This window comes from Pseudomonas sp. Ant30-3, from assembly GCF_000690905.1.
Lineage (GTDB): Bacteria > Pseudomonadota > Gammaproteobacteria > Pseudomonadales > Pseudomonadaceae > Aquipseudomonas.
Genome location: NZ_JMCL01000018.1, coordinates 49,838 through 67,392 on the forward strand (window position 1 = coordinate 49,838; position 17,555 = coordinate 67,392).

General features: G+C 57.7%; 16 protein-coding genes, 4 tRNA genes and 1 pseudogene. 12 read left to right on the top strand and 9 right to left on the bottom strand.

Annotated elements, in window-relative coordinates:
* The first annotated feature begins 99 nt into the window (after positions 1-99).
* Both DU29_RS0104590 and DU29_RS0104595 read left to right on the top strand, forming a co-directional pair.
* Positions 100-2,559, top strand: a complete 2,460-nt coding sequence (locus tag DU29_RS0104590) for an EAL domain-containing protein (protein WP_028620654.1) — start codon at positions 100-102, stop codon at positions 2,557-2,559.
* A 78-nt stretch (positions 2,560-2,637) separates the two neighbouring features.
* Positions 2,638-3,399, top strand: a complete 762-nt coding sequence (locus tag DU29_RS0104595; protein ID WP_442961278.1) for a TenA family transcriptional regulator — start codon at positions 2,638-2,640, stop codon at positions 3,397-3,399.
* A gap of 76 nt (positions 3,400-3,475) precedes the next feature.
* Here DU29_RS0104595 and sugE read toward each other — a convergent pair whose 3' ends face one another.
* The 3 genes from sugE to rdgC form a co-directional block, all read right to left on the bottom strand.
* Positions 3,476-3,790 carry a quaternary ammonium compound efflux SMR transporter SugE gene (gene sugE / locus DU29_RS0104600; protein ID WP_028620656.1) on the bottom strand — a complete coding sequence of 105 codons (315 nt, stop codon included), beginning with the start codon at positions 3,788-3,790 and terminating at the stop codon, positions 3,476-3,478.
* 118 nt (positions 3,791-3,908) lie between these two features.
* Positions 3,909-4,874 (bottom strand): bile acid:sodium symporter family protein, encoded by a 966-nt coding sequence (locus DU29_RS0104605; protein WP_028620657.1) that lies wholly within the window; start codon positions 4,872-4,874, stop codon positions 3,909-3,911.
* Between the two features lie 132 nt (positions 4,875-5,006).
* A complete protein-coding gene (gene rdgC, locus DU29_RS0104610) occupies positions 5,007-5,927 on the bottom strand; it encodes a recombination-associated protein RdgC (protein WP_028620658.1) in 921 nt (306 codons plus the stop codon).
* 159 nt (positions 5,928-6,086) lie between these two features.
* Here rdgC and DU29_RS0104615 point away from each other — a divergent pair.
* The 9 genes from DU29_RS0104615 to DU29_RS0104655 all read left to right on the top strand — a co-directional run bounded on the left by DU29_RS0104615 (position 6,087) and on the right by DU29_RS0104655 (position 9,609).
* A tRNA-Val gene (locus DU29_RS0104615) sits at positions 6,087-6,162 on the top strand.
* A gap of 19 nt (positions 6,163-6,181) precedes the next feature.
* Positions 6,182-6,258, top strand: a tRNA-Asp gene (locus tag DU29_RS0104620).
* 188 nt (positions 6,259-6,446) lie between these two features.
* Positions 6,447-6,522, top strand: a tRNA-Val gene (locus tag DU29_RS0104625).
* A gap of 18 nt (positions 6,523-6,540) precedes the next feature.
* A tRNA-Asp gene (locus DU29_RS0104630) sits at positions 6,541-6,617 on the top strand.
* Between the two features lie 297 nt (positions 6,618-6,914).
* Positions 6,915-7,631 (top strand): FKBP-type peptidyl-prolyl cis-trans isomerase, encoded by a 717-nt coding sequence (locus tag DU29_RS0104635; RefSeq protein ID WP_028620659.1) that lies wholly within the window; start codon positions 6,915-6,917, stop codon positions 7,629-7,631.
* A gap of 293 nt (positions 7,632-7,924) precedes the next feature.
* Positions 7,925-8,380, top strand: coding sequence for a YkvA family protein (locus tag DU29_RS0104640; RefSeq protein ID WP_028620660.1), 456 nt, complete (start codon positions 7,925-7,927; stop codon positions 8,378-8,380).
* Positions 8,381-8,494: 114 nt separating this feature from the next.
* Positions 8,495-8,836, top strand: a complete 342-nt coding sequence (locus DU29_RS0104645) for a helix-turn-helix domain-containing protein (RefSeq protein ID WP_028620661.1) — start codon at positions 8,495-8,497, stop codon at positions 8,834-8,836.
* On the top strand, positions 8,833-9,204 hold the full coding sequence (locus DU29_RS0104650) for a hypothetical protein (RefSeq protein WP_003223109.1): 372 nt from the start codon (positions 8,833-8,835) through the stop codon (positions 9,202-9,204). Before DU29_RS0104645 ends, DU29_RS0104650 begins: the two co-directional genes overlap by 4 nt.
* Positions 9,205-9,609: a hypothetical protein gene (locus DU29_RS0104655; protein WP_028620662.1), complete on the top strand. Its 405-nt coding sequence runs from the start codon at positions 9,205-9,207 to the stop codon at positions 9,607-9,609.
* A gap of 24 nt (positions 9,610-9,633) precedes the next feature.
* On the opposite strand, the gene DU29_RS0104660 is transcribed toward DU29_RS0104655, so the two are convergent.
* Positions 9,634-11,424, bottom strand: coding sequence for a bifunctional diguanylate cyclase/phosphodiesterase (locus DU29_RS0104660; protein ID WP_028620663.1), 1,791 nt, complete (start codon positions 11,422-11,424; stop codon positions 9,634-9,636).
* Positions 11,425-11,556: 132 nt separating this feature from the next.
* On the bottom strand, positions 11,557-13,638 hold the full coding sequence (locus DU29_RS0104665; RefSeq protein ID WP_161781272.1) for a carboxy terminal-processing peptidase: 2,082 nt from the start codon (positions 13,636-13,638) through the stop codon (positions 11,557-11,559).
* Between the two features lie 184 nt (positions 13,639-13,822).
* On the opposite strand from DU29_RS0104665, the pseudogene DU29_RS1000000131140 reads away from it, so the two are divergent.
* Positions 13,823-14,167 (top strand): annotated as a pseudogene (locus DU29_RS1000000131140) (alcohol dehydrogenase catalytic domain-containing protein); the annotation flags it as partial.
* Positions 14,168-14,256: 89 nt separating this feature from the next.
* Here the strand turns inward: DU29_RS1000000131140 and DU29_RS0104675 are convergent.
* The 4 genes from DU29_RS0104675 to DU29_RS0104690 are packed head-to-tail and all read right to left on the bottom strand — an operon-like array spanning position 14,257 to position 17,554.
* Complete coding sequence (locus tag DU29_RS0104675; RefSeq protein ID WP_028620666.1) at positions 14,257-14,910, bottom strand: HAD family hydrolase; 654 nt, start codon at positions 14,908-14,910, stop codon at positions 14,257-14,259.
* A gap of 34 nt (positions 14,911-14,944) precedes the next feature.
* Positions 14,945-15,934 carry an ABC transporter ATP-binding protein gene (locus tag DU29_RS0104680; protein ID WP_028620667.1) on the bottom strand — a complete coding sequence of 330 codons (990 nt, stop codon included), beginning with the start codon at positions 15,932-15,934 and terminating at the stop codon, positions 14,945-14,947.
* Complete coding sequence (locus DU29_RS0104685; RefSeq protein ID WP_028620668.1) at positions 15,931-16,731, bottom strand: ABC transporter permease; 801 nt, start codon at positions 16,729-16,731, stop codon at positions 15,931-15,933. The genes DU29_RS0104680 and DU29_RS0104685 overlap by 4 nt, the downstream gene beginning before the upstream one ends.
* Positions 16,718-17,554 (bottom strand): ABC transporter permease, encoded by an 837-nt coding sequence (locus DU29_RS0104690; RefSeq protein WP_161781274.1) that lies wholly within the window; start codon positions 17,552-17,554, stop codon positions 16,718-16,720. Before DU29_RS0104690 ends, DU29_RS0104685 begins: the two co-directional genes overlap by 14 nt.
* Position 17,555: the final 1 nt, after the last annotated feature.

The window sequence follows — 17,555 nt, forward strand, 5'->3', positions numbered from 1 at the left end:
GCTCGAGGCTTCTCGCTTGCCGGGATCGAGAACGCCCCCTAGTCTAGCTGTAGCGATCACGTTGGATGCTGATCTGGCAGTGCTAAAACAAGGGACCTCATGAAACAAACGCGGACACTCGGAACGCCCCGGTTGCTCGGTATTGTCTGGCCATTTATCGCCGTAGTGCTGTTTCAGGCCCTGCTGGGTGGTGTCAGCCTGTACGTTCTTTCCGCGGTGCGCGGTTACGTTGCTGGTGAAAGTCTTTGGTCCAAGGGCCAGAAAGACGCCATCTATTACCTGAATCTCTACGCCGACAGTCGCGACGAGAGCATCTTCAACAAATACCGTAATGCGATAGCCGTGCCGCAAGGTGGTCACGAGTTGCGCGTTGCACTGGACCAGCAGCCGCCAGACATCGAAGCGGCGCGCCAGGCCGTCCTCAAGGGCGGCAACCACCCGGACGACGTTTCCAGCGTGATCTGGCTATACCTCAACTTCCGTCATTTCAGTTACCTCGAAAAAGCCATCGACCTGTGGACGGTGGGTGACAGCTATCTGGTTCGGCTGGATGATGTGGCCGCAGAAATGCACCGCAGCATCGCCGCAAGCGCTGCCACCGATCGCGATATCAAGCGCTGGAAAGACCAGATTTTTGTCATCAATGATGGCGTGACGCCGGCGGCCAAAGCTTTCAGTGATGCGCTGGGCGAAGGTTCGCGGATGATCCTGCGCTTGCTGCTGGTGACCAACCTGGCCACAGCGCTGGGCCTGATTGTTTTGGCCCTGATGCGCACGCATAAGCTGCTCAGGCAGCGGCATGCCTTCGCGGAGGCGTTGCAGCTGGAAAAAGACCGTGCGCAAATCACTCTGCAATCCATCGGCGATGGGGTGATCACCACGGATGTCGAAGGCGCCATTGCTTACATGAACCCGGCGGCCGAGGCGCTCACCCACTGGAAGGCCGAACAGGCCGCAGGATTGCCCTTGGCGTCGTTGTTCAATCTGCTGGACGAAAATGCGCAGGCTGAAGGCTTCACCCTGATCGAACACATTTTGAGTGGGCAATTGAGCGGCGCCAGTGAACATTCCAAATTGATTCAACGGCTGGACGGCAGCACGGTGTCGGTCACGCTGGTGGGTGCGCCGATCCGCAACGCGGGCAAGGTCAGCGGTACCGTACTGGTGTTGCACGACATGACCCAGGAGCGACAGTACATTGCCAACCTTTCCTGGCAGGCAACGCATGACGCGTTGACCGGTTTGGCCAACCGTCGCGAATTCGAATATCGCCTCGAACAGGCGCTGCACAATCTGTCACGACAGGGCGGGCGCCATGCGCTGATGTTCCTCGACCTTGATCAATTTAAACTGGTCAATGACACCTGTGGTCATGCGGCGGGCGATGAATTGCTGCGCCATATTTGCGCGTTGCTGCAGTCGGGCCTGCGCGAGGGCGATACCCTGGCCCGTTTGGGTGGCGACGAGTTCGGCATCCTCCTGGAAAACTGTGCACCGGAAGCGGCCGAGAAAATCGCCGAGAGTCTGCGCCAGACCGTGCAAAACCTGCATTTTGTCTGGAAAGGCCGACCTTTCGTCACCACCGTCAGCGTCGGGCTGGTGCACGTCAATCAGCAGCCAACCACCCTCGAAACTTCGTTGCGGGCGGCCGACATGGCGTGCTACATGGCCAAGGAGAAAGGCCGCAACCGGGTGCAGGTCTACCACGCAGACGACTCGGAGTTGTCTTTGCGCTTTGGCGAGATGGCCTGGGTGCAGCGATTGCACATGGCGCTGGAAGAAGATCGATTCTGCCTGTATGCGCAGGAAATCGCGCCACTCGGGAATGTCGAACAGGGCTCGGGGCACATCGAAATTCTCCTGCGTTTGCACGACGAATCCGGGCGTATGATCCTGCCCGACAGCTTCATCCCAGCGGCAGAACGTTATGGTTTGATGACCTCGCTGGATCGATGGGTCGTGCAGAACGTGTTCAAGATCATCGCCCAATGCATTGCCGAAAAACACCAGGGTCCACTGGCAATGTGTGCGATCAATCTGTCAGGCACCACTATTGGAGACGAGGCATTTCTCGACTTCTTGCGTGAACAATTTGTAGCTCACTCGATACCGCCTGAAATGATTTGTTTTGAAATCACGGAAACCAGTGCGATTTCAAATCTTGGCAGTGCAATTAAATTTATCAATGAACTCAAAGGTTTAGGGTGTCATTTTTCACTGGATGACTTTTGTGCCGGGATGTCCTCATTCGCCTACTTGAAACATTTGCCTGTAGACTTCTTGAAGATTGACGGGAGTTTCGTTAAGGATATGTTGGACGACCCTATTAACCGTGCCATGGTCGAGGTGATCAATCACATCGGTCATGTCATGGGTAAGCGTACGATTGCGGAGTTTGTCGAGACACCCCAGATTGAGCAGGCGCTGCTGGAGATCGGGGTGGATTATGCTCAAGGATATGTGATCGAACGTCCGCATCTGTTTACCTGCGACAGTTTGCAAAGTCGTCCCGCCAGGCCGCAGCCTTTGTTGTTCAAGGCACCTGGTACGTTCCGTTGAAATCTCTTGCTGATCCTTACAATCACAATCAAAAGGAACCCGACAGTGATCGACACATTCAACCGAACCGGACCACTCATGGAAGCTGCAAGTTATCCCGCCTGGGCTCAACAGCTCATCCAGGATTGCAGCGAGAGTAAGCGCCGGGTTGTCGAACATGAATTGTACAAGCGCATGCGCGATAACAAGCTCAGCGCCAAGACCATGCGCCACTACCTTATTGGTGGTTGGCCAGTGGTCGAACAGTTCGCGTTATATATGGCACAAAATCTGACCAAGACCCGTTTTGCCCGCCATCCCGGCGAGGACATGGCGCGTCGCTGGTTGATGCGAAATATCCGTGTGGAACTCAACCACGCTGATTACTGGGTGCACTGGAGCCGTGCTCATGGTGTGAGCCTGGAGGATCTGCAAGCGCAGGATGTTGCCCCGGAACTGCACGCACTGAGTCATTGGTGTTGGCACACCAGTTCTTCAGACTCGCTGATTGTCGCGATTGCCGCGACCAACTACGCGATTGAGGGGGCGACGGGCGAGTGGTCGGCGGTAGTCTGCTCAAGTGGCGTCTATGCGGCGGCCTTTCCCGAGGAAGATCGCAAGCGGGCGATGAAGTGGTTGAAGATGCATGCCCAGTACGACGATGCCCATCCGTGGGAAGCACTGGAAATCATCTGTACGCTGGCAGGGATGAACCCGACCAAGGCGTTGCAGGTTGAGCTGCGTCAGGCCGTGTGCAAGAGCTACGACTACATGTTCCTGTTCCTGGAGCGTTGCATGCAACTTGAACAGGCGGAGAAAGCGCCGGCCACACGCGAACGCGTGGAGCTGGCCGAAAGCTGACCCGTGTAACGCTCGGAAAAAAAGCCCGCCGCTCTGCGCTGACAGAACGGCGGGCTTTTTTGTTACCCAATGCTGATCAAGTGCTGATCTTCAGGCCGATCAGGCCACACAGGATCAAGGCAACACTGGCCAGTCTGAAAAACGCCATGGATTCACCGAACAGAATGATCCCGGCAATCACCGTACCGATTGCGCCGACGCCAGTCCAGATGGCGTAAGCAGTGCCGAGCGGTAATTCCTTCATGGCAAGACCGAGCAAACCAAGGCTGATCACCATGGCGCCAACGGTCAATGCAGTGGGGAGAGGGCGGCTGAAACCGTCGGTATATTTCAGTCCGACAGCCCAGCCCACTTCGAACAGGCCGGCAAAAAACAGAATGATCCAGGACATGGAAGACCTCCATCGATTGACGGGGTCGTCCCCGGATAATGACTCGATCGAGTCGCGAGGTCGTCCTCGCGTTGCGCAATATAGTGCCCATCATTAGCCCGGGGATCAAGCTCCCGATTCAGTCTGCCGTTTGCCGAGCGAGTAAATCGCGGTCTTGCTTTTCACTCATCCGCCGGAACCAGGTTGAGAGCAGGGCGCCGGAGATGTTGTGCCAGACACTGAACAATGCGCTGGGCACGGCCGCCAGCGGCGAGAAATGCGCACTGGCCAGTGCGGCACCGAGGCCGGAGTTCTGCATGCCGACTTCCAGCGCGAGGGTCTTGCGCTGCGCCAGTGGCAATTTGAACAGGTGGCCGGTGAGGTAACCCAGCAGGTAACCGAAGCTGTTATGCAGCATCACCACCGCCATGATCAGCAGGCCGGATTCGGCAATTTTCGCCTGACTGGCCGCCACGACGGCGGCGACGATGATCACGATGCTCACCACCGACACCAGGGGCAGCACTTCCACCGCATAGCGTGCGTGCGCGCCCAGCACGCGTTGAGTGATCAGGCCCAGCACGATCGGCAGCAGAACGATCTGCAGAATCGACCAGAACAAGTCGAGGAACGAGACCGGCAACCAGGCCGACGCCAGCAGCCAGATCAGCGCCGGGGTCAACAGAGGCGCCAGCAGCGTAGTGATGGCGGAGATCGCCACGGCCAGTGCGAGGTCGCCTCGGGCCAGCCAGGTCATCACGTTGGAGGAAGTGCCGCTCGGGCAGCAGCCGACCAGAATGACCCCGACGGCAATCTCCGGTGGCAGCTTGAACACCTGGCACAGCAACCATGCCATGCCGGGCATGATCACGAATTGAGCGATGACCCCGAGGGCCACGCGCCACGGGTGGCGTGCGACTTCCGCGAAATCTTCGAGTTTGAGGGTCAGGCCCATGCCGAACATCACCAGGCCCAGCAGCGGCACGATGGCGACTTTCAGGCTGACGAACCACTCGGGTTTGAGGAACGCCAGAACGGCGAAGAGCAGCACCCAGTAAGCGAAAGTGTTGCCGACGAAGCGACTCAGTGCAGCCAGTGCGCGCATGGTCTGATCCCTGTTTTTATAATGATGACGGAATTCTTGTTGGTGCTACCCGGGCGATGCAGGATCAGACAATCGGTGTTGACTGACCCAGCATCGCGAGCAAGCTTGCTCCTATAACGAGATCATTTGCGTTCAGATCCCTTGCGGCATCTCTTCGCCACCCAGCGCCTCGACCAGTGCCGGCAGGAAATCGCCGAAGGTCAGCATCATCAGAGTGAAGCTGGCATCGAGCTGGCCCAGGGCTTCTTCGCCGCCGTCCTGCTCTGCCTGATCCTGCAGCAAGTCTTCGAACTTGAGGCGTTTGACCACCATCTTGTCATCGAGCACGAACGACAACTTGTCCTGCCAGGCCAGTGACAGCTGAGTTACCACCTTGCCGGTACTCAGGTGCAACTGGATTTCTTCGCTGGTAAGGTCCTGACGCTTGCAGCGCACAATGCCTCCATCTTCATGAGTGTCGCGCAGCTCGCACTCATCGAGCACGAAGAAATCATCCGCTGCTTTCTGCGTGGTGACCCACTCGGTCATGGTGGCGGTAGGCGACATTTTTACCGTCAGTGGGCGGACCGGCAGCGTGCCGATTACTTCACGCAGGGTCGACAGCAGGTCTTCGGCACGTTTCGGGCTGGCCGAGTTGACCAGGATCAGACCCTGTTTCGGTGCAATCGCGGCGAAGGTCGACGAGCGGCGGATAAACGCGCGGGGCAGGAAGGCCTGGATGATTTCATCCTTGATCTGATCGCGTTCCTTTTTATAGACCTTGCGCATTTGCTCGGCTTCGATCTCGTCGATCTTTTCCTTCACCGCGTCACGCACGACGCTGCCAGGCAGGATGCGTTCTTCCTTGCGTGCGGAAATCAGCAGGAAGTCACCACTGACGTGAACGAGCGGGGCATCTTCGCCCTTGCCGAACGGCGCGACGAAACCGTAAGTGGTCAACTCCTGGCTTGCACAAGGACGCGCAACTTTGGTCGCCAGTGCAGTTTCCAACGCCTCGGCATCAAAAGGCAGATCTTGGGTCAGGCGATAGATAAGCAGGTTTTTGAACCACATGGGGCGGGTCTCTCCTTTAACAAAGGGGGGCATTATTCTCTTCGTGGCGCCATAGGCCAACCCTTCTCTAAGCCTTTGGAAGGCCTGAGAAAATTATTTTAGAAAGTGCTTGCCAGAGCAGAGGTCGCTCCGTAGAATGCGCGCCACACCGAAAGTGAAGGGTGATTAGCTCAGCTGGGAGAGCGTCTGCCTTACAAGCAGAATGTCGGCGGTTCGATCCCGTCATCACCCACCATTCGCTTCCAGTGTTACGCGCAGCGGTAGTTCAGTCGGTTAGAATACCGGCCTGTCACGCCGGGGGTCGCGGGTTCGAGTCCCGTCCGCTGCGCCATATTCGATGATCTGGCACGCTGAACGCCGGGTCGTCAAGGAAAAGCCCGCTCACTGCGGGTTTTTTTCTGTCTGAAGTTCCTGCAGGATGTGTCGTGTTATCAGTTTTCAGATTTTTTGAATTATTTTTCAATTAAATCAACATGTTATGAAAATCTGTGGCACAATGCGCCCCGCAACGAAGGTAAAGGGTGATTAGCTCAGCTGGGAGAGCGTCTGCCTTACAAGCAGAATGTCGGCGGTTCGATCCCGTCATCACCCACCACTACTTTCAACGCTACGCGCAGCGGTAGTTCAGTCGGTTAGAATACCGGCCTGTCACGCCGGGGGTCGCGGGTTCGAGTCCCGTCCGCTGCGCCATATTCGGTAACCTGGAACGCTGAACGCCAGGTCACCACACAGAAAGCCCGCTTTATGCGGGCTTTTTGCCGTCTGCGATTTGGCTTTTTCCGGTGTTTGAACCCATCCTGAAGTCTGCGGGCGATCCATATCGGAAGAAGATGACAGAAGCTTCATCGTCTCAATCCGCCAATGAACCTGAACACCTGAACTAATCAGAAATTTCCTGCTCTCATGCCGGTAGCCATTGGTCGTGGCCGCCTGATAAGCTCGCGGCTTTACTCGATTGCCCTTTTGGCGCATGAACAAGGAAATAGCATGAAACAGCATCGGTTGGCGGCGGCGGTGGCCCTGGTTAGCCTGGTACTTGCGGGTTGTGATTCGCAGACCAGCGTAGAGCTGAAAACCCCGGCGCAAAAAGCTTCCTACGGGATTGGCCTGAACATGGGCAAAAGCCTGGCTCAGGAAGGCATGGATGACCTGGACTCCAAAGCCGTTGCCCAGGGCATCGAAGATGCCGTTGGCAAGAAAGAACAGAAGCTGAAAGATGAAGAATTGGTCGAAGCCTTCGCTGCACTGCAAAAACGTGCCGAAGAGCGCATGACCAAGATGAGCGAAGAGTCGGCATCCGCCGGCAAGAAATTCCTCGAAGACAATGCCAAGAAAACCGGTGTGACCACCACAGCTTCCGGCTTGCAGTATGAAGTGGTCAAGAAGGCCGATGGCGCCCAGCCAAAGCCTACTGACGTCGTGACTGTCCACTACACCGGCACTCTGACCAACGGCACCGTTTTCGACAGCTCTGTCGAGCGCGGCAGCCCGATCGATCTGCCGGTCAGCGGCGTGATTCCGGGCTGGGTCGAAGGCCTGCAATTGATGCACGTCGGCGAGAAGTACAAGCTGTACATTCCGAGCGAACTGGCTTACGGCGCGCAAAGCCCAAGCCCGGCAATCCCGGCCAATTCGGTGCTGGTATTCGACCTGGAACTGCTGGCGATCAAGGATCCGGCAAAACAGGACGACGCTGCCAAGTAATCGGCGTCCGCTCCGCTAACAACGCCTCGCTTATGCGGGGCGTTGTTGCATCTGGTGATTGACAGAAATAAACAAAGCGAACAGAAGTCATACATTGGAGTCATAGCCATTGAAGGTGCCCGCGCTAGCCGCGCCTGCACGCCAAGTCAATGAAATATTGGGTTTTTTTATGTGAGTAAAAAACGCCCGATCTGAGCGAAGCCCTTATAAATCGGGGCTTTCAGCCGTCAAATGTAGCTCTGTTCACAAGGTTATCCACAATTTGTGTGGATAACATTCAAGCGGGAGAAATCATGAAAGCGCCCTGGAATTTTGCTCGTTTCCTGCCCCTGGCCGGACGTTTGCTAGCCCGTGGACGATTGCCGACCCTGCTGTTTGCCGTGGCCAGCAAAGGAGCCAGCCAAGGCAATCGCCTGGGCAAGATCAAGGACGACTTGCGCCTGCTGCAAGCTCTCTGCCTGGCCTATTGGCGCGGGGAGTACCGCACGATCAGTCCCAAGACCATGATCTCGGTGGTGGCCGGGCTGATGTATTTCCTCAGCCCGGTGGACGCCATTCCGGACTTCATTCCGGTTTTCGGCATGTTTGATGACGTCGCAGTGCTCGCCTGGTTGATGAAGGTGCTCGACGATGAGCTCAATGCGTTTCGCGCCTGGCGTAAGCGCCAGTTGCCGGAAAAACTGGCGGTGGTCGAGCGCTTGCCCGATACGCCAGAACAACTGCAATTACAACGCCCTGGAAAAAAGTGAGCCGCTAGTGGATCGATGCATTATTGATGCGCCCCGCGACCTTGGCCGCTGTTAGGATTACACTTCGAGGGAAAAGTGCCGACTCGCTAAGTGTCGTTGTCCTACGGGGATGTCATGGATATTCAGATAATCACACGCGAAGGCGAGCCCGAATATGCGGTTGTGCCATGGGCTCAGTATCAGGCTCTGCTGAAAGCTGCAGGAATCACAGAACAACCGCCGCACGATGCACCAGTACGCCGTGCGGCTGCGCCAGACCAGATACTGCCGGGTCTGGATCAACTACGCACTTTGCGCGAAGGGAAGGGCATCGCCATCGAGGCGCTCGCCCGCACGGTAGGCATCAGCCCGTCTTATCTGGCCTTGATCGAAAGTGGCGAGCGTCAACCTGACGCTGCGATTCGCCGCAGCCTGGCCTGGGAATTGACGGTGCCGGGGTGGAGGGATGAATCGTGAGCGTACGCATCAGTCGTCAACATTGGGACGGTTTGCTCGGTGAACTGGATCAGGCGCGCCGGCAGCGACATCTGTTGACCTACCGCGCTTTGCTGGAGCGACTGCAGTTGCCGACGCCGGCCATGCAGACGCTTACGGCGGCGCTGGAACATCTGGCGGCGCTGGATGCCAAAGCCGAGCAGCCACTGCGCAGCTCGCTTGTGATCAGTCAGGGCGCCAGCCGTCTGCCGCGTACCGGTTTCTTTGAATGCGTCGAACGCCTCGGGCGTTTCTCCGGACCGTCCGACGGCGTCGCCGCCGCCTCCTGGCATGCCTCTGAAGTGGTGCGAGTGTTTGAATACGAATACCCCGAATCGGCAGAAGCCTGAATGATGCTGCGGCTCAAGGCGCGTGCCGGATACTGGCTCGCCCGTCGGTTGTTTCATTGGTCGTGGTTCGTGCGTCAGCCTCGCGGCTGGAGCTGGCTCGAAGGGCAGTTCGCCCGCATGGCAAACCTGGGGGATGTCGGCGCGCAAAGTTTCTACGGGCACATCCTGACTTTTCGCGGCGTCGGCCTTGGGGCGCGTGAGGAAGGCGTCCGATTGCTGCGCCTGGCGGCATTGGCAGGGGATGCGAAAGCGGCGTATCAGGTGGGTGTAATCAGCTTGGCGGGAACCGCGAGCAAAGCGCCGGATCCGGCTGAGGCCGCGCGATTTTGGCAGATGGCTTTCGCGGCCGGGCATCCGTTGGCGGAGGTCAAACTCAAAGCGCTGGAGAGTCGCGGCCCGGAGTGAACGTACAGTTTCGAGCAAGCTGATTCAGCGATGACCCTGCAGCAGTTCTTCCTGATCCTCGGTTACCGCCAGGCTATCAATCACATGCACACTGAAGCCCGGCACATTCTTCGCGTGATGCTTGGCTTGCGACGCCATTTCGGCCAGCAGGCTTGCATCCAGTTGAGCGCACGCAGCGGCATGCAAATGCACAACCCCGATCGACAATGACAGCAACGGAAACTGCTGGCGCACACCCTGGCGGTTCGGCGCGATGAAGCAACCTGCCTCTAGGTGTTCGCTGCGATAGAAGCGGCGGCACTGCGTCTGGAAATCGTCCAGCAACTGAGCCAATCGTTTGCGCCAGTCTTCCGGCCCGAGCACCAGCAGAAAATCGTCGCCACCGATGTGTCCGACAAAGTCGCGGGACGGATCGACGCGATCATTCAGGCATTGCGCCAGGCACAGCAGGACTTCATCACCCCGGCCGTAGCCGTAGATATCGTTGAAAGGCTTGAAGCTGTCGATGTCGACGTAACAGATGATCGACTCCCGTTGCTGCTGCAGCACGCGCGTGAGGCATTGCTGGATCGGCACGTTCCCTGGCAGCAAGGTCAGCGGATTGGCGTAGCGAGCCTGTTGGATCTTCAGTTCGGTGATCAGCTTCAGGACATCGATGACCCCGCCCAGTCCCAGATAGCCGCCGTTGAGCGTGATGATAAAGTCTTCTTCAATGCGCTGACGGGCGCGGCTGGTGATCAATCGGCTGACTTGCTGCAGCGATTGGCTCAACTCGACAGCGAGAAAGTCATCGTTCATCAGGCGGCTGATCGGCTTGCGGGCGAACAGGTCGGTGGCGAAGGGCTTGAGCAGCACGTCAGAGAGCGAATGGCGATGAACGATGCCGCAGGGGTGGCCTTGATCATCCAGCACCGCCAGCGAGTTCAGATTGGCCTGGTGGCGGAACGCTTCCAGCACGGTCGCGGTCGGCGTATCGCGGCTGACTGCTGTTTGATCGTTGAGCAAGGCGCTGAGATCGCTGACTTCATCGTTTAACGCCACAGCCGCGCTGTCTGGCTTGGGCAGCATGGCTCTCGCGTCCCGGGGCGGCTGCTCCTGAGGGCGACATAGGAAATACCCTTGAACCAGATCGACGCCCATTTCGGTCAACACCGCGAGCTCTTCCGGCAGCTCAATGCCCTCAGCGATGACGAGCGCTCGCGAGGCCTTGGCAATCTGCAGAATCGAGCCGACGAACTCGCGTTTGAGCGCGTCCTGATGGATGCCATCGATGAAGTGTCGATCGATTTTCACGTAATCCGGGCGCAATTCCGACCATAGGCGCAGGCTCGAATAGCCCGCACCCAGATCATCCAGCGCAATTGAAAACCCCATCGCGCGGTAGTGATGCAGCGCGTTTTGTAACAGATGGAAGTCGTCGGTGGGTGTCTGTTCAGTCAGCTCGATCACGACCTGGCTCGGGGGAATACCGAAGTCCTGCAGCAATTGCAGCGTGCGCCCCGGTTGATGCGAGGTTTCCAGCAAAGATTCCGGAGATACGTTGAGGAACAGCTTGCCGGGCAGCTGCTGCTCGTTGAACTGCCGGCAGGCGCTTTGACGGCAGGCGATTTCCAGTTCGCTGAGGCGACCCGCCTGGCGCGCCACCGCGAAAAGCGCGACCGGAGAATGCAACGGGCTATTGGAGGGCCCACGGCTGAGGGCTTCGTAGCCGACGATTCTGCGTTCGGACACGCAGACGATGGGCTGGAACAGGCTGTGTAATCCGCTTTGAGCCAGAATTGAACTCAATGCACTCAGCTGTTCGGTAGTGGTCATGGCAATCTCTGGCGATAAAAAAAGGACCGGGCAGCCCTCTCGATCAGAGCGCTGCCCAGTCCTTCATTTCACGACAGAATGATGACTGTATGATGACGCTCCGTAGAGCGTCAGCGTTAATTTGCCATCATCTTAGTGTTTGGCCACTGCGGTGTTGAGTTTCAGATAGTCCAGTAGAATCCGCCCGGTCTCGCTCAGGTAGGCATCGTCTTCCGGCTTGGTCTTGTCCGCTTCAGCCGCGATCACATCCTCGTCTTCTTTCTTCAGCTCTTTGAGCGGCTCTTCGCCCTTGGCCTTGCGGCGCAGGTTTTCCATGGCGAGTTGCTTGCCTTCGATGTCGGCGTGTTGCGCACGACGGTCCGCTTCATTAAGGCTGACGGTTTTTTCCGCCATCAGTTTCTGCGCCAGCGCCAGTTTGTCGCGGATAAACACAAACTCCGCGTCCTTGGCGGTACGCACGTCATGTTCGGACTTGAGCTGAGTGAGGTATGGCTTGAACGGGTCAGCTGCCGGTTTGATGGCTGCGCGGATGGTGTCCCACGGCATGGCTTCCGGCAGTGCGCTTTCACCGATTTCCTTGGTGTCGATGATCGACGGGTAATCAATGTCCGGCAATACGCCCTGGTGTTGGGTGCTCTGCCCGGAAACCCGGTAGAACTTGGCCAGGGTCAGTTTCAGTTCGCCATGGTTCAGCGGCTGAATGGTCTGCACGGTGCCCTTGCCGAAAGTCTGGCCACCAATGATCAGCGCGCGGTGATAATCCTGCATGGCACCGGCGAAAATCTCCGAAGCCGAGGCGGACAAGCGGTTGACCAGCAGCGCCATCGGGCCTTTATAGAATGCGCCCGGGTTTTCATCCTCCAGCACGTCGACCCGGCCATCGGCATTACGCACGAGCACGGTCGGCCCTTTGTCGATGAAAAGACTGGTCAGCTCGGTCGCTTCCTGCAGAGAACCACCGCCGTTGTTGCGCAGGTCGATGACCACGCCGTCGACTTTCTCTTTCTGCAGCTCGGTCAGCAGTTTCTTGACGTCGCGGGTGGTGCTCTTGTAATCCGGATCGCCAGCACGGAACGCCTTGAAGTCCAGGTAGAAGGCCGGAATCTCGATGACGCCGAGTTTGTAATCCTTGCCATCCTGCTTGAGGTTGAGGACAGACTTCTTCACCGCCTGATCTTCCAGTTTCACCGCTTCGCGAGTGATCGGAACGATTTTGGTGGTCTGGTCGTTCGGCGCATTGCTGGCCGGGATGACTTCCAGGCGCACCACGGTGCCTTTGGGGCCGCGGATCAGCTTGACTACTTCGTCCAGGCGCCAGCCAACCACATCGACCATCTCTTTGCTGCCTTGGGCAACGCCGATGATCTTGTCGGCCGGAGCGACCTGCTTGGTCTTGTCGGCCGGGCCGGCAGGCACCAGACGCACGACTTTCACTTGATCGTTATCGCTCTGCAACACAGCGCCAATGCCCTCCAGGGACAGGCTCATGTTGATGTCGAAGTTCTCCGCGTTATCCGGCGACAGATAATTGGTGTGCGGGTCGTAGGACATGGCGAAGGTGTTGATGTAGGCCTGGAAAATATCTTCCGGGCGAGTCTGGTCCAGGCGCGCCAGTTGGTTCTTGTAGCGCTTGGTCAGGGTTTCCTGAATCTGCTTGGAATCCTTGCCGGCAATCTTCATCCGCAGGACTTCGTCCTTGACGCGTTTGCGCCACAGGTCGTCGAGGTCGGCGGTGGATTTGAGCCAGGCGGCGTCCTTGCGATCAATCAGCAAGGTTTCCTTGGTGTTGAAATCGATCTTGTCGACGCCTTTGTTCAGCTCGGCAAGGGCAAAGTCCAGACGCGCTTTGACGCGGTCCAGATAGCGCTTGTAGATGATGAACCCGGCGTTGAGGTCGCCGCTCTTGAGGAAGTCGTCGAACTGGGTCTTCCACTTGTTGAATTCGGCAATGTCGCTAGCCATGAAGTAGCTGCGCGACGGATCCAGCAACTTGAGATAGCTGTCGTAGATGATCACGGAGCGCGCGTCATCGAGCGGCGGCTTGCTGTAATGGTGACGCTTGAGCAATTCGACGACATTCAGGCTGGCGATCACTTCGTCGCGATCAGGCTGAAGCTTGTCCCAGCTATTGGCTGCAAACGAACTGGTCGACATCGGCAGCAGACCGATACCAATGAATAGCGCTAGGGCGGTGCTGGGTAATAAATGCTTCATGCTGATTCGACGCGGGGACAATTGATCACGCATATTAGGCCGTCTTTGAAGTCGCCGGTACCTTCAGGTTCTGTGCGAAAACTGCCTGTGCGAGCTTTCGTACTGACCCTGAGGCCGGTCGCATAATGCAAGAAAGCCCGGCGCTACAGCTACGGGCTCAGTCCAGACTCACTATGGAGGCACTGTGAAGGCATTGCAAGGCGTGGAAGGTCAAGTGGTATGGGCGCAAGAGCCCAGTCCTACCTGTGATGTAGGACAAGTTCGCGTTTGAGTGGCGGCAGCGGGCCTCAATCGTGCGGATTTGTTACAGAAGGCCGGGCTTTATCCGCCACCGCCGGGAGCCAGTCAGGCGCTCGGCCTGGAGTGTTCCGGCGTGGTCAGCGAGGTCGGCGCAGGCTCTTCGTGGCAGGTCGGGGATCGGGTGTGCGCCTTGCTGGCCGGGGGCGGGATGGCCGCAGAGGTGGTTGTCGACGGGCGGCACGTGCTGCCGAGCGTCCTTGACAACACCAGACCTGTGGGAGCTAGCCTGCTAGCGATGAACGATAACGATGTTTCCCAGCTGAACCACGTCGCCTGAAAAAATCGCGAGCAGGCTCGCTCCCACAGGGGAATATTGTGTTACTTCCACATATGAATCGGCCAGCCTGCTTTTTTCGCGTGCTCGAGCAATGTCGGATCCGGGTTCACCACGTGTGGGAAATCGACCTTGAGCAACAGCGGCAAATCGTTGCGTGAGTCGGAGTAAAAACTCGCGCCTTCCAGGTTTTCTTCTTCCGCATCCAGCCATTCCAGCAAGCGCGTGATCTTGCCTTCGCGGTAAGTCAGTGTTCCGACCGTATTGCCGCTGTACACCCCATGCGCAACCTCCAGTTCGATGGCCAGAATTTCGTCGATACCCAGCCGATCGGCAATCGGTCGCACCAGATGAGTGCCCGATGCCGAGATCACCAGAATCCGGTCGCCGGCCTTGCGATGGGCGGCGATGGTTTTGGTTGCGTCACTGAATATGATCGGCTCGATGAAATCCTCAACCCAAGGCTCCACGAGGTGATCGATCTCTTCAGGCGTCCTGCCGATCATCGGCTCGAGGCTGAAGTCCATGTACTCCTCCATGCGCAACTTGCCATGGCTATACGCGTCCATCAGTTCATTGTTCTTGCGCATGAACGACTCTGGATCGACCCAGCCCAGCCGGCCCATCTGTTCACTCCAGAGGGTGGCGCAGTCGCCGTGAATCAGGGTCTCATCCAGATCAAAAATTGCCAGGGCCATTAGTGCGGTTCCCTCTTCATCATCAACAAAAACATCAGGCTACCTCACACAGCGCAGTCGGATCGATGGAAAGCGCCAGACGCTGACCATCAGGATGCAGATCGGCAGCCGAGCGATTCAGCACATCCACCACCAGCTCCACGCCCCGGGCTTCAATTCGATAGCGAATCACGTTGCCCAGCAGGCTGTGGCTGCGCACTTGGGCATCAAGTTCGCCGTTGAGGCTCAGCTCGATGGCTTCCGGGCGAATGGCGATGCGCCCGGTCACGGGCCGTTGCAGCAGTTTTGTCGCGCTGTCGGCATCCAGCAGATTGTAATTGCCGATGAAACCGGCTGCGAAAACATCCACGGGTGCCGTGTACAGGGTCTCGGCGTCGCCACTCTGTACGATTTTTCCCTGATTCATCAGGAATATCCGGTCAGACATAGTCAGCGCTTCTTCCTGATCGTGTGTGACGAATATCGTGGTCAGGCCCAATTCACGCTGGATCTGACGAATCTGTTCGCGCAGATGCTTGCGAATCCGTGCATCCAGCGCCGACAGTGGCTCATCCAGCAACAACAGGCGCGGGCGGGTGACCAGCGAGCGGGCGAGGGCGACTCGTTGGCATTGGCCACCAGACAATTGATGTGGGTAGCGAGCGGCGAAGTCATTGAGCTCGACCAGTTTCAATACCTCGGCAACGCGCTTGTGACTGTCGTCGGCGTTGACTTTCTGCATGCGCAAGCCGAAGGCGACGTTTTGTTCGACGGTCATGTTGGGGAACAGCGCATAACTTTGAAAGACCATGCCGATTCCGCGTTTCTGCGGGCTCAGGGGGACCAAATCATTGCCTTCGAGCAGAATCTGTCCGCCATCCACTGGGGTCAGTCCGGCGATGCAGCGCAACAGTGTCGACTTGCCGCAACCGGACGGGCCCAGCAGTGTGACGAACTCACCTTTGTGAATCTCGCAATTGATGTCACTGAACACCGCCGTGCCCGCGTAGCTTTTCTGCAAGTGTTGGACGCTGACATAGCTCATTCGCTTTTGTCCTTGTTCAAGATGTTGGCCGCCCAGGTCAGAACCAGCACGAAGAAAAAATAGGAAATCACCAAGGCACTGGTGAAGTGGCCGCTGCTGTTGCGCATGTTGTTGAGGTAAACCTGCAGGGTTTCGTAGCGCGTGCCGACAAGGATGTTGGCGAACACGAATTCGCCAAACAGGAACGAGAACGACAGCAGCAGCGCAACCATCAAGCCCTTGCGCAGGTTGGGCAGCACCACCAGGAACGCGGCTTGCCAGGTGCTGGCGCCGAGCAATTGAGCGGCGTCCATCAAATCGCGCAAGTTGATCGCTTGCAGGTTGTTGGTGATTGCCCGGTACATGAAGGGCAGGGCGATGGTGAAATAACAGCCGATCAGGATCCAGGGCGTGCCAACCATCGCAAATGGCCCGGAGCCATACAGCTGCAACAGCCCCACCGACGACACAACCGGCGGCACTGCGAATGGCAACAGGATCAGGATGTTCATCAACGCATCGAGCTTCGGGAAATGGTAATGCACCACAAACAGCAGCGGCAGGATCAGCACCACCGAGAGAATCAAAGCGCCGACACAGACCAGCAACGACTGCCCGAAGGCATGCAGGAACCGCGGATCGCCCCACAGCGCCAGGTACCATTTGAGGGTGAAGCCGCTCGGCAGAATGGTCGCTGACCAGCTGCTGGAGATCGAATAGATCAGCGTGCCGAGCAATGGCAGCAGCAGAATCGCGAACAACAGGTACACCACGACCCGGTGATAAATGCCTGCAGGGCCCAGTTCAGCGCGAGACATGGTAGCTCCTCTTCAGCAGCAGTTGATGGACGATGGTCACCAGGGTCATCAACGCCACCAGCACCACGGCCAGGGCACTGGCGAGGTTAGGATCGAGGGAAATGTCACCGGAAACCATGGCGGCGATGCGGATCGGCAGGACGTTGAAGTTGCCGGTGGTCAGCGCGTAAACCGTGGCATAGGCACCGAGTGCGTTGGCCAGCAGAATCACGAAAGTGCCGAGCAGGGCAGGCGTGAGCACTGGCAGACCGATATGCCGCCAGAACTGCCAACCATTGGCGCCCAGCAACGCCGCGGATTCGCGCCAGTCTTCGCGCAAGGCGTCGAAGGCCGGGTACAGCAACAGCACGCCGAGCGGGATCTGGAAGTAGGTGTAAAGAATGATCACCCCGGTTTTCGAATACAGGTTGAAGTCCTGAATGATCCCCGCCTGCTTGAGCATGATGGTGAAAGCGCCATTGAAACCTAGCAAGATGATGAAAGCGAAGGCCAACGGCACTCCGGCGAAATTGCTGGTCATGTTGGCGAATGCGTTGACGAAGTTGCGCAGTCTCGAATCGACCCGCCGCAGCGAATAGGCACCGAGCACCGCAATGATGATCCCGAACACACTTGACCAGAAGCTGATCTCAAGGCTGTACCGGATCGCTTGCAGGTAAAACTTCGAATCGGCGATTCGGGTGAAGTTGGCCAGGCCCCAGCCGAATTCTTCCGACTGCAGGCTGTTGATCATCACCCAGGCGAGCGGGGCGATCTGAAACACGATGAAGAACAATGCGAACGGTACCAGGCACAGTACGGCAAGCCATTTTCCGCGAGTCATG

Excerpts from the sequence above, each read along its gene's own strand:
- DU29_RS0104645 (WP_028620661.1), top strand. The coding sequence starts at position 8,495 with ATGGATATTCAGATAATCACACGCGAAGGCGAGCCCGAATATGCGGTT.
- DU29_RS0104590 (WP_028620654.1), top strand. The coding sequence starts at position 100 with ATGAAACAAACGCGGACACTCGGAACGCCCCGGTTGCTCGGTATTGTC.
- DU29_RS0104665 (WP_161781272.1), bottom strand. The coding sequence starts at position 13,638 with ATGAAGCATTTATTACCCAGCACCGCCCTAGCGCTATTCATTGGTATC.
- DU29_RS0104685 (WP_028620668.1), bottom strand. The coding sequence starts at position 16,731 with ATGTCTCGCGCTGAACTGGGCCCTGCAGGCATTTATCACCGGGTCGTG.
- DU29_RS0104640 (WP_028620660.1), top strand. The coding sequence starts at position 7,925 with ATGAAAGCGCCCTGGAATTTTGCTCGTTTCCTGCCCCTGGCCGGACGT.
- DU29_RS0104675 (WP_028620666.1), bottom strand. The coding sequence starts at position 14,910 with ATGGCCCTGGCAATTTTTGATCTGGATGAGACCCTGATTCACGGCGAC.
- DU29_RS0104680 (WP_028620667.1), bottom strand. The coding sequence starts at position 15,934 with ATGAGCTATGTCAGCGTCCAACACTTGCAGAAAAGCTACGCGGGCACG.
- DU29_RS0104595 (WP_442961278.1), top strand. The coding sequence starts at position 2,638 with ATGGAAGCTGCAAGTTATCCCGCCTGGGCTCAACAGCTCATCCAGGAT.
- DU29_RS0104660 (WP_028620663.1), bottom strand. The coding sequence starts at position 11,424 with ATGACCACTACCGAACAGCTGAGTGCATTGAGTTCAATTCTGGCTCAA.
- rdgC (WP_028620658.1), bottom strand. The coding sequence starts at position 5,927 with ATGTGGTTCAAAAACCTGCTTATCTATCGCCTGACCCAAGATCTGCCT.
- sugE (WP_028620656.1), bottom strand. The coding sequence starts at position 3,790 with ATGTCCTGGATCATTCTGTTTTTTGCCGGCCTGTTCGAAGTGGGCTGG.
- DU29_RS0104605 (WP_028620657.1), bottom strand. The coding sequence starts at position 4,874 with ATGCGCGCACTGGCTGCACTGAGTCGCTTCGTCGGCAACACTTTCGCT.
- DU29_RS0104635 (WP_028620659.1), top strand. The coding sequence starts at position 6,915 with ATGAAACAGCATCGGTTGGCGGCGGCGGTGGCCCTGGTTAGCCTGGTA.
- DU29_RS0104690 (WP_161781274.1), bottom strand. The coding sequence starts at position 17,554 with ATGACTCGCGGAAAATGGCTTGCCGTACTGTGCCTGGTACCGTTCGCA.
- DU29_RS0104655 (WP_028620662.1), top strand. The coding sequence starts at position 9,205 with ATGATGCTGCGGCTCAAGGCGCGTGCCGGATACTGGCTCGCCCGTCGG.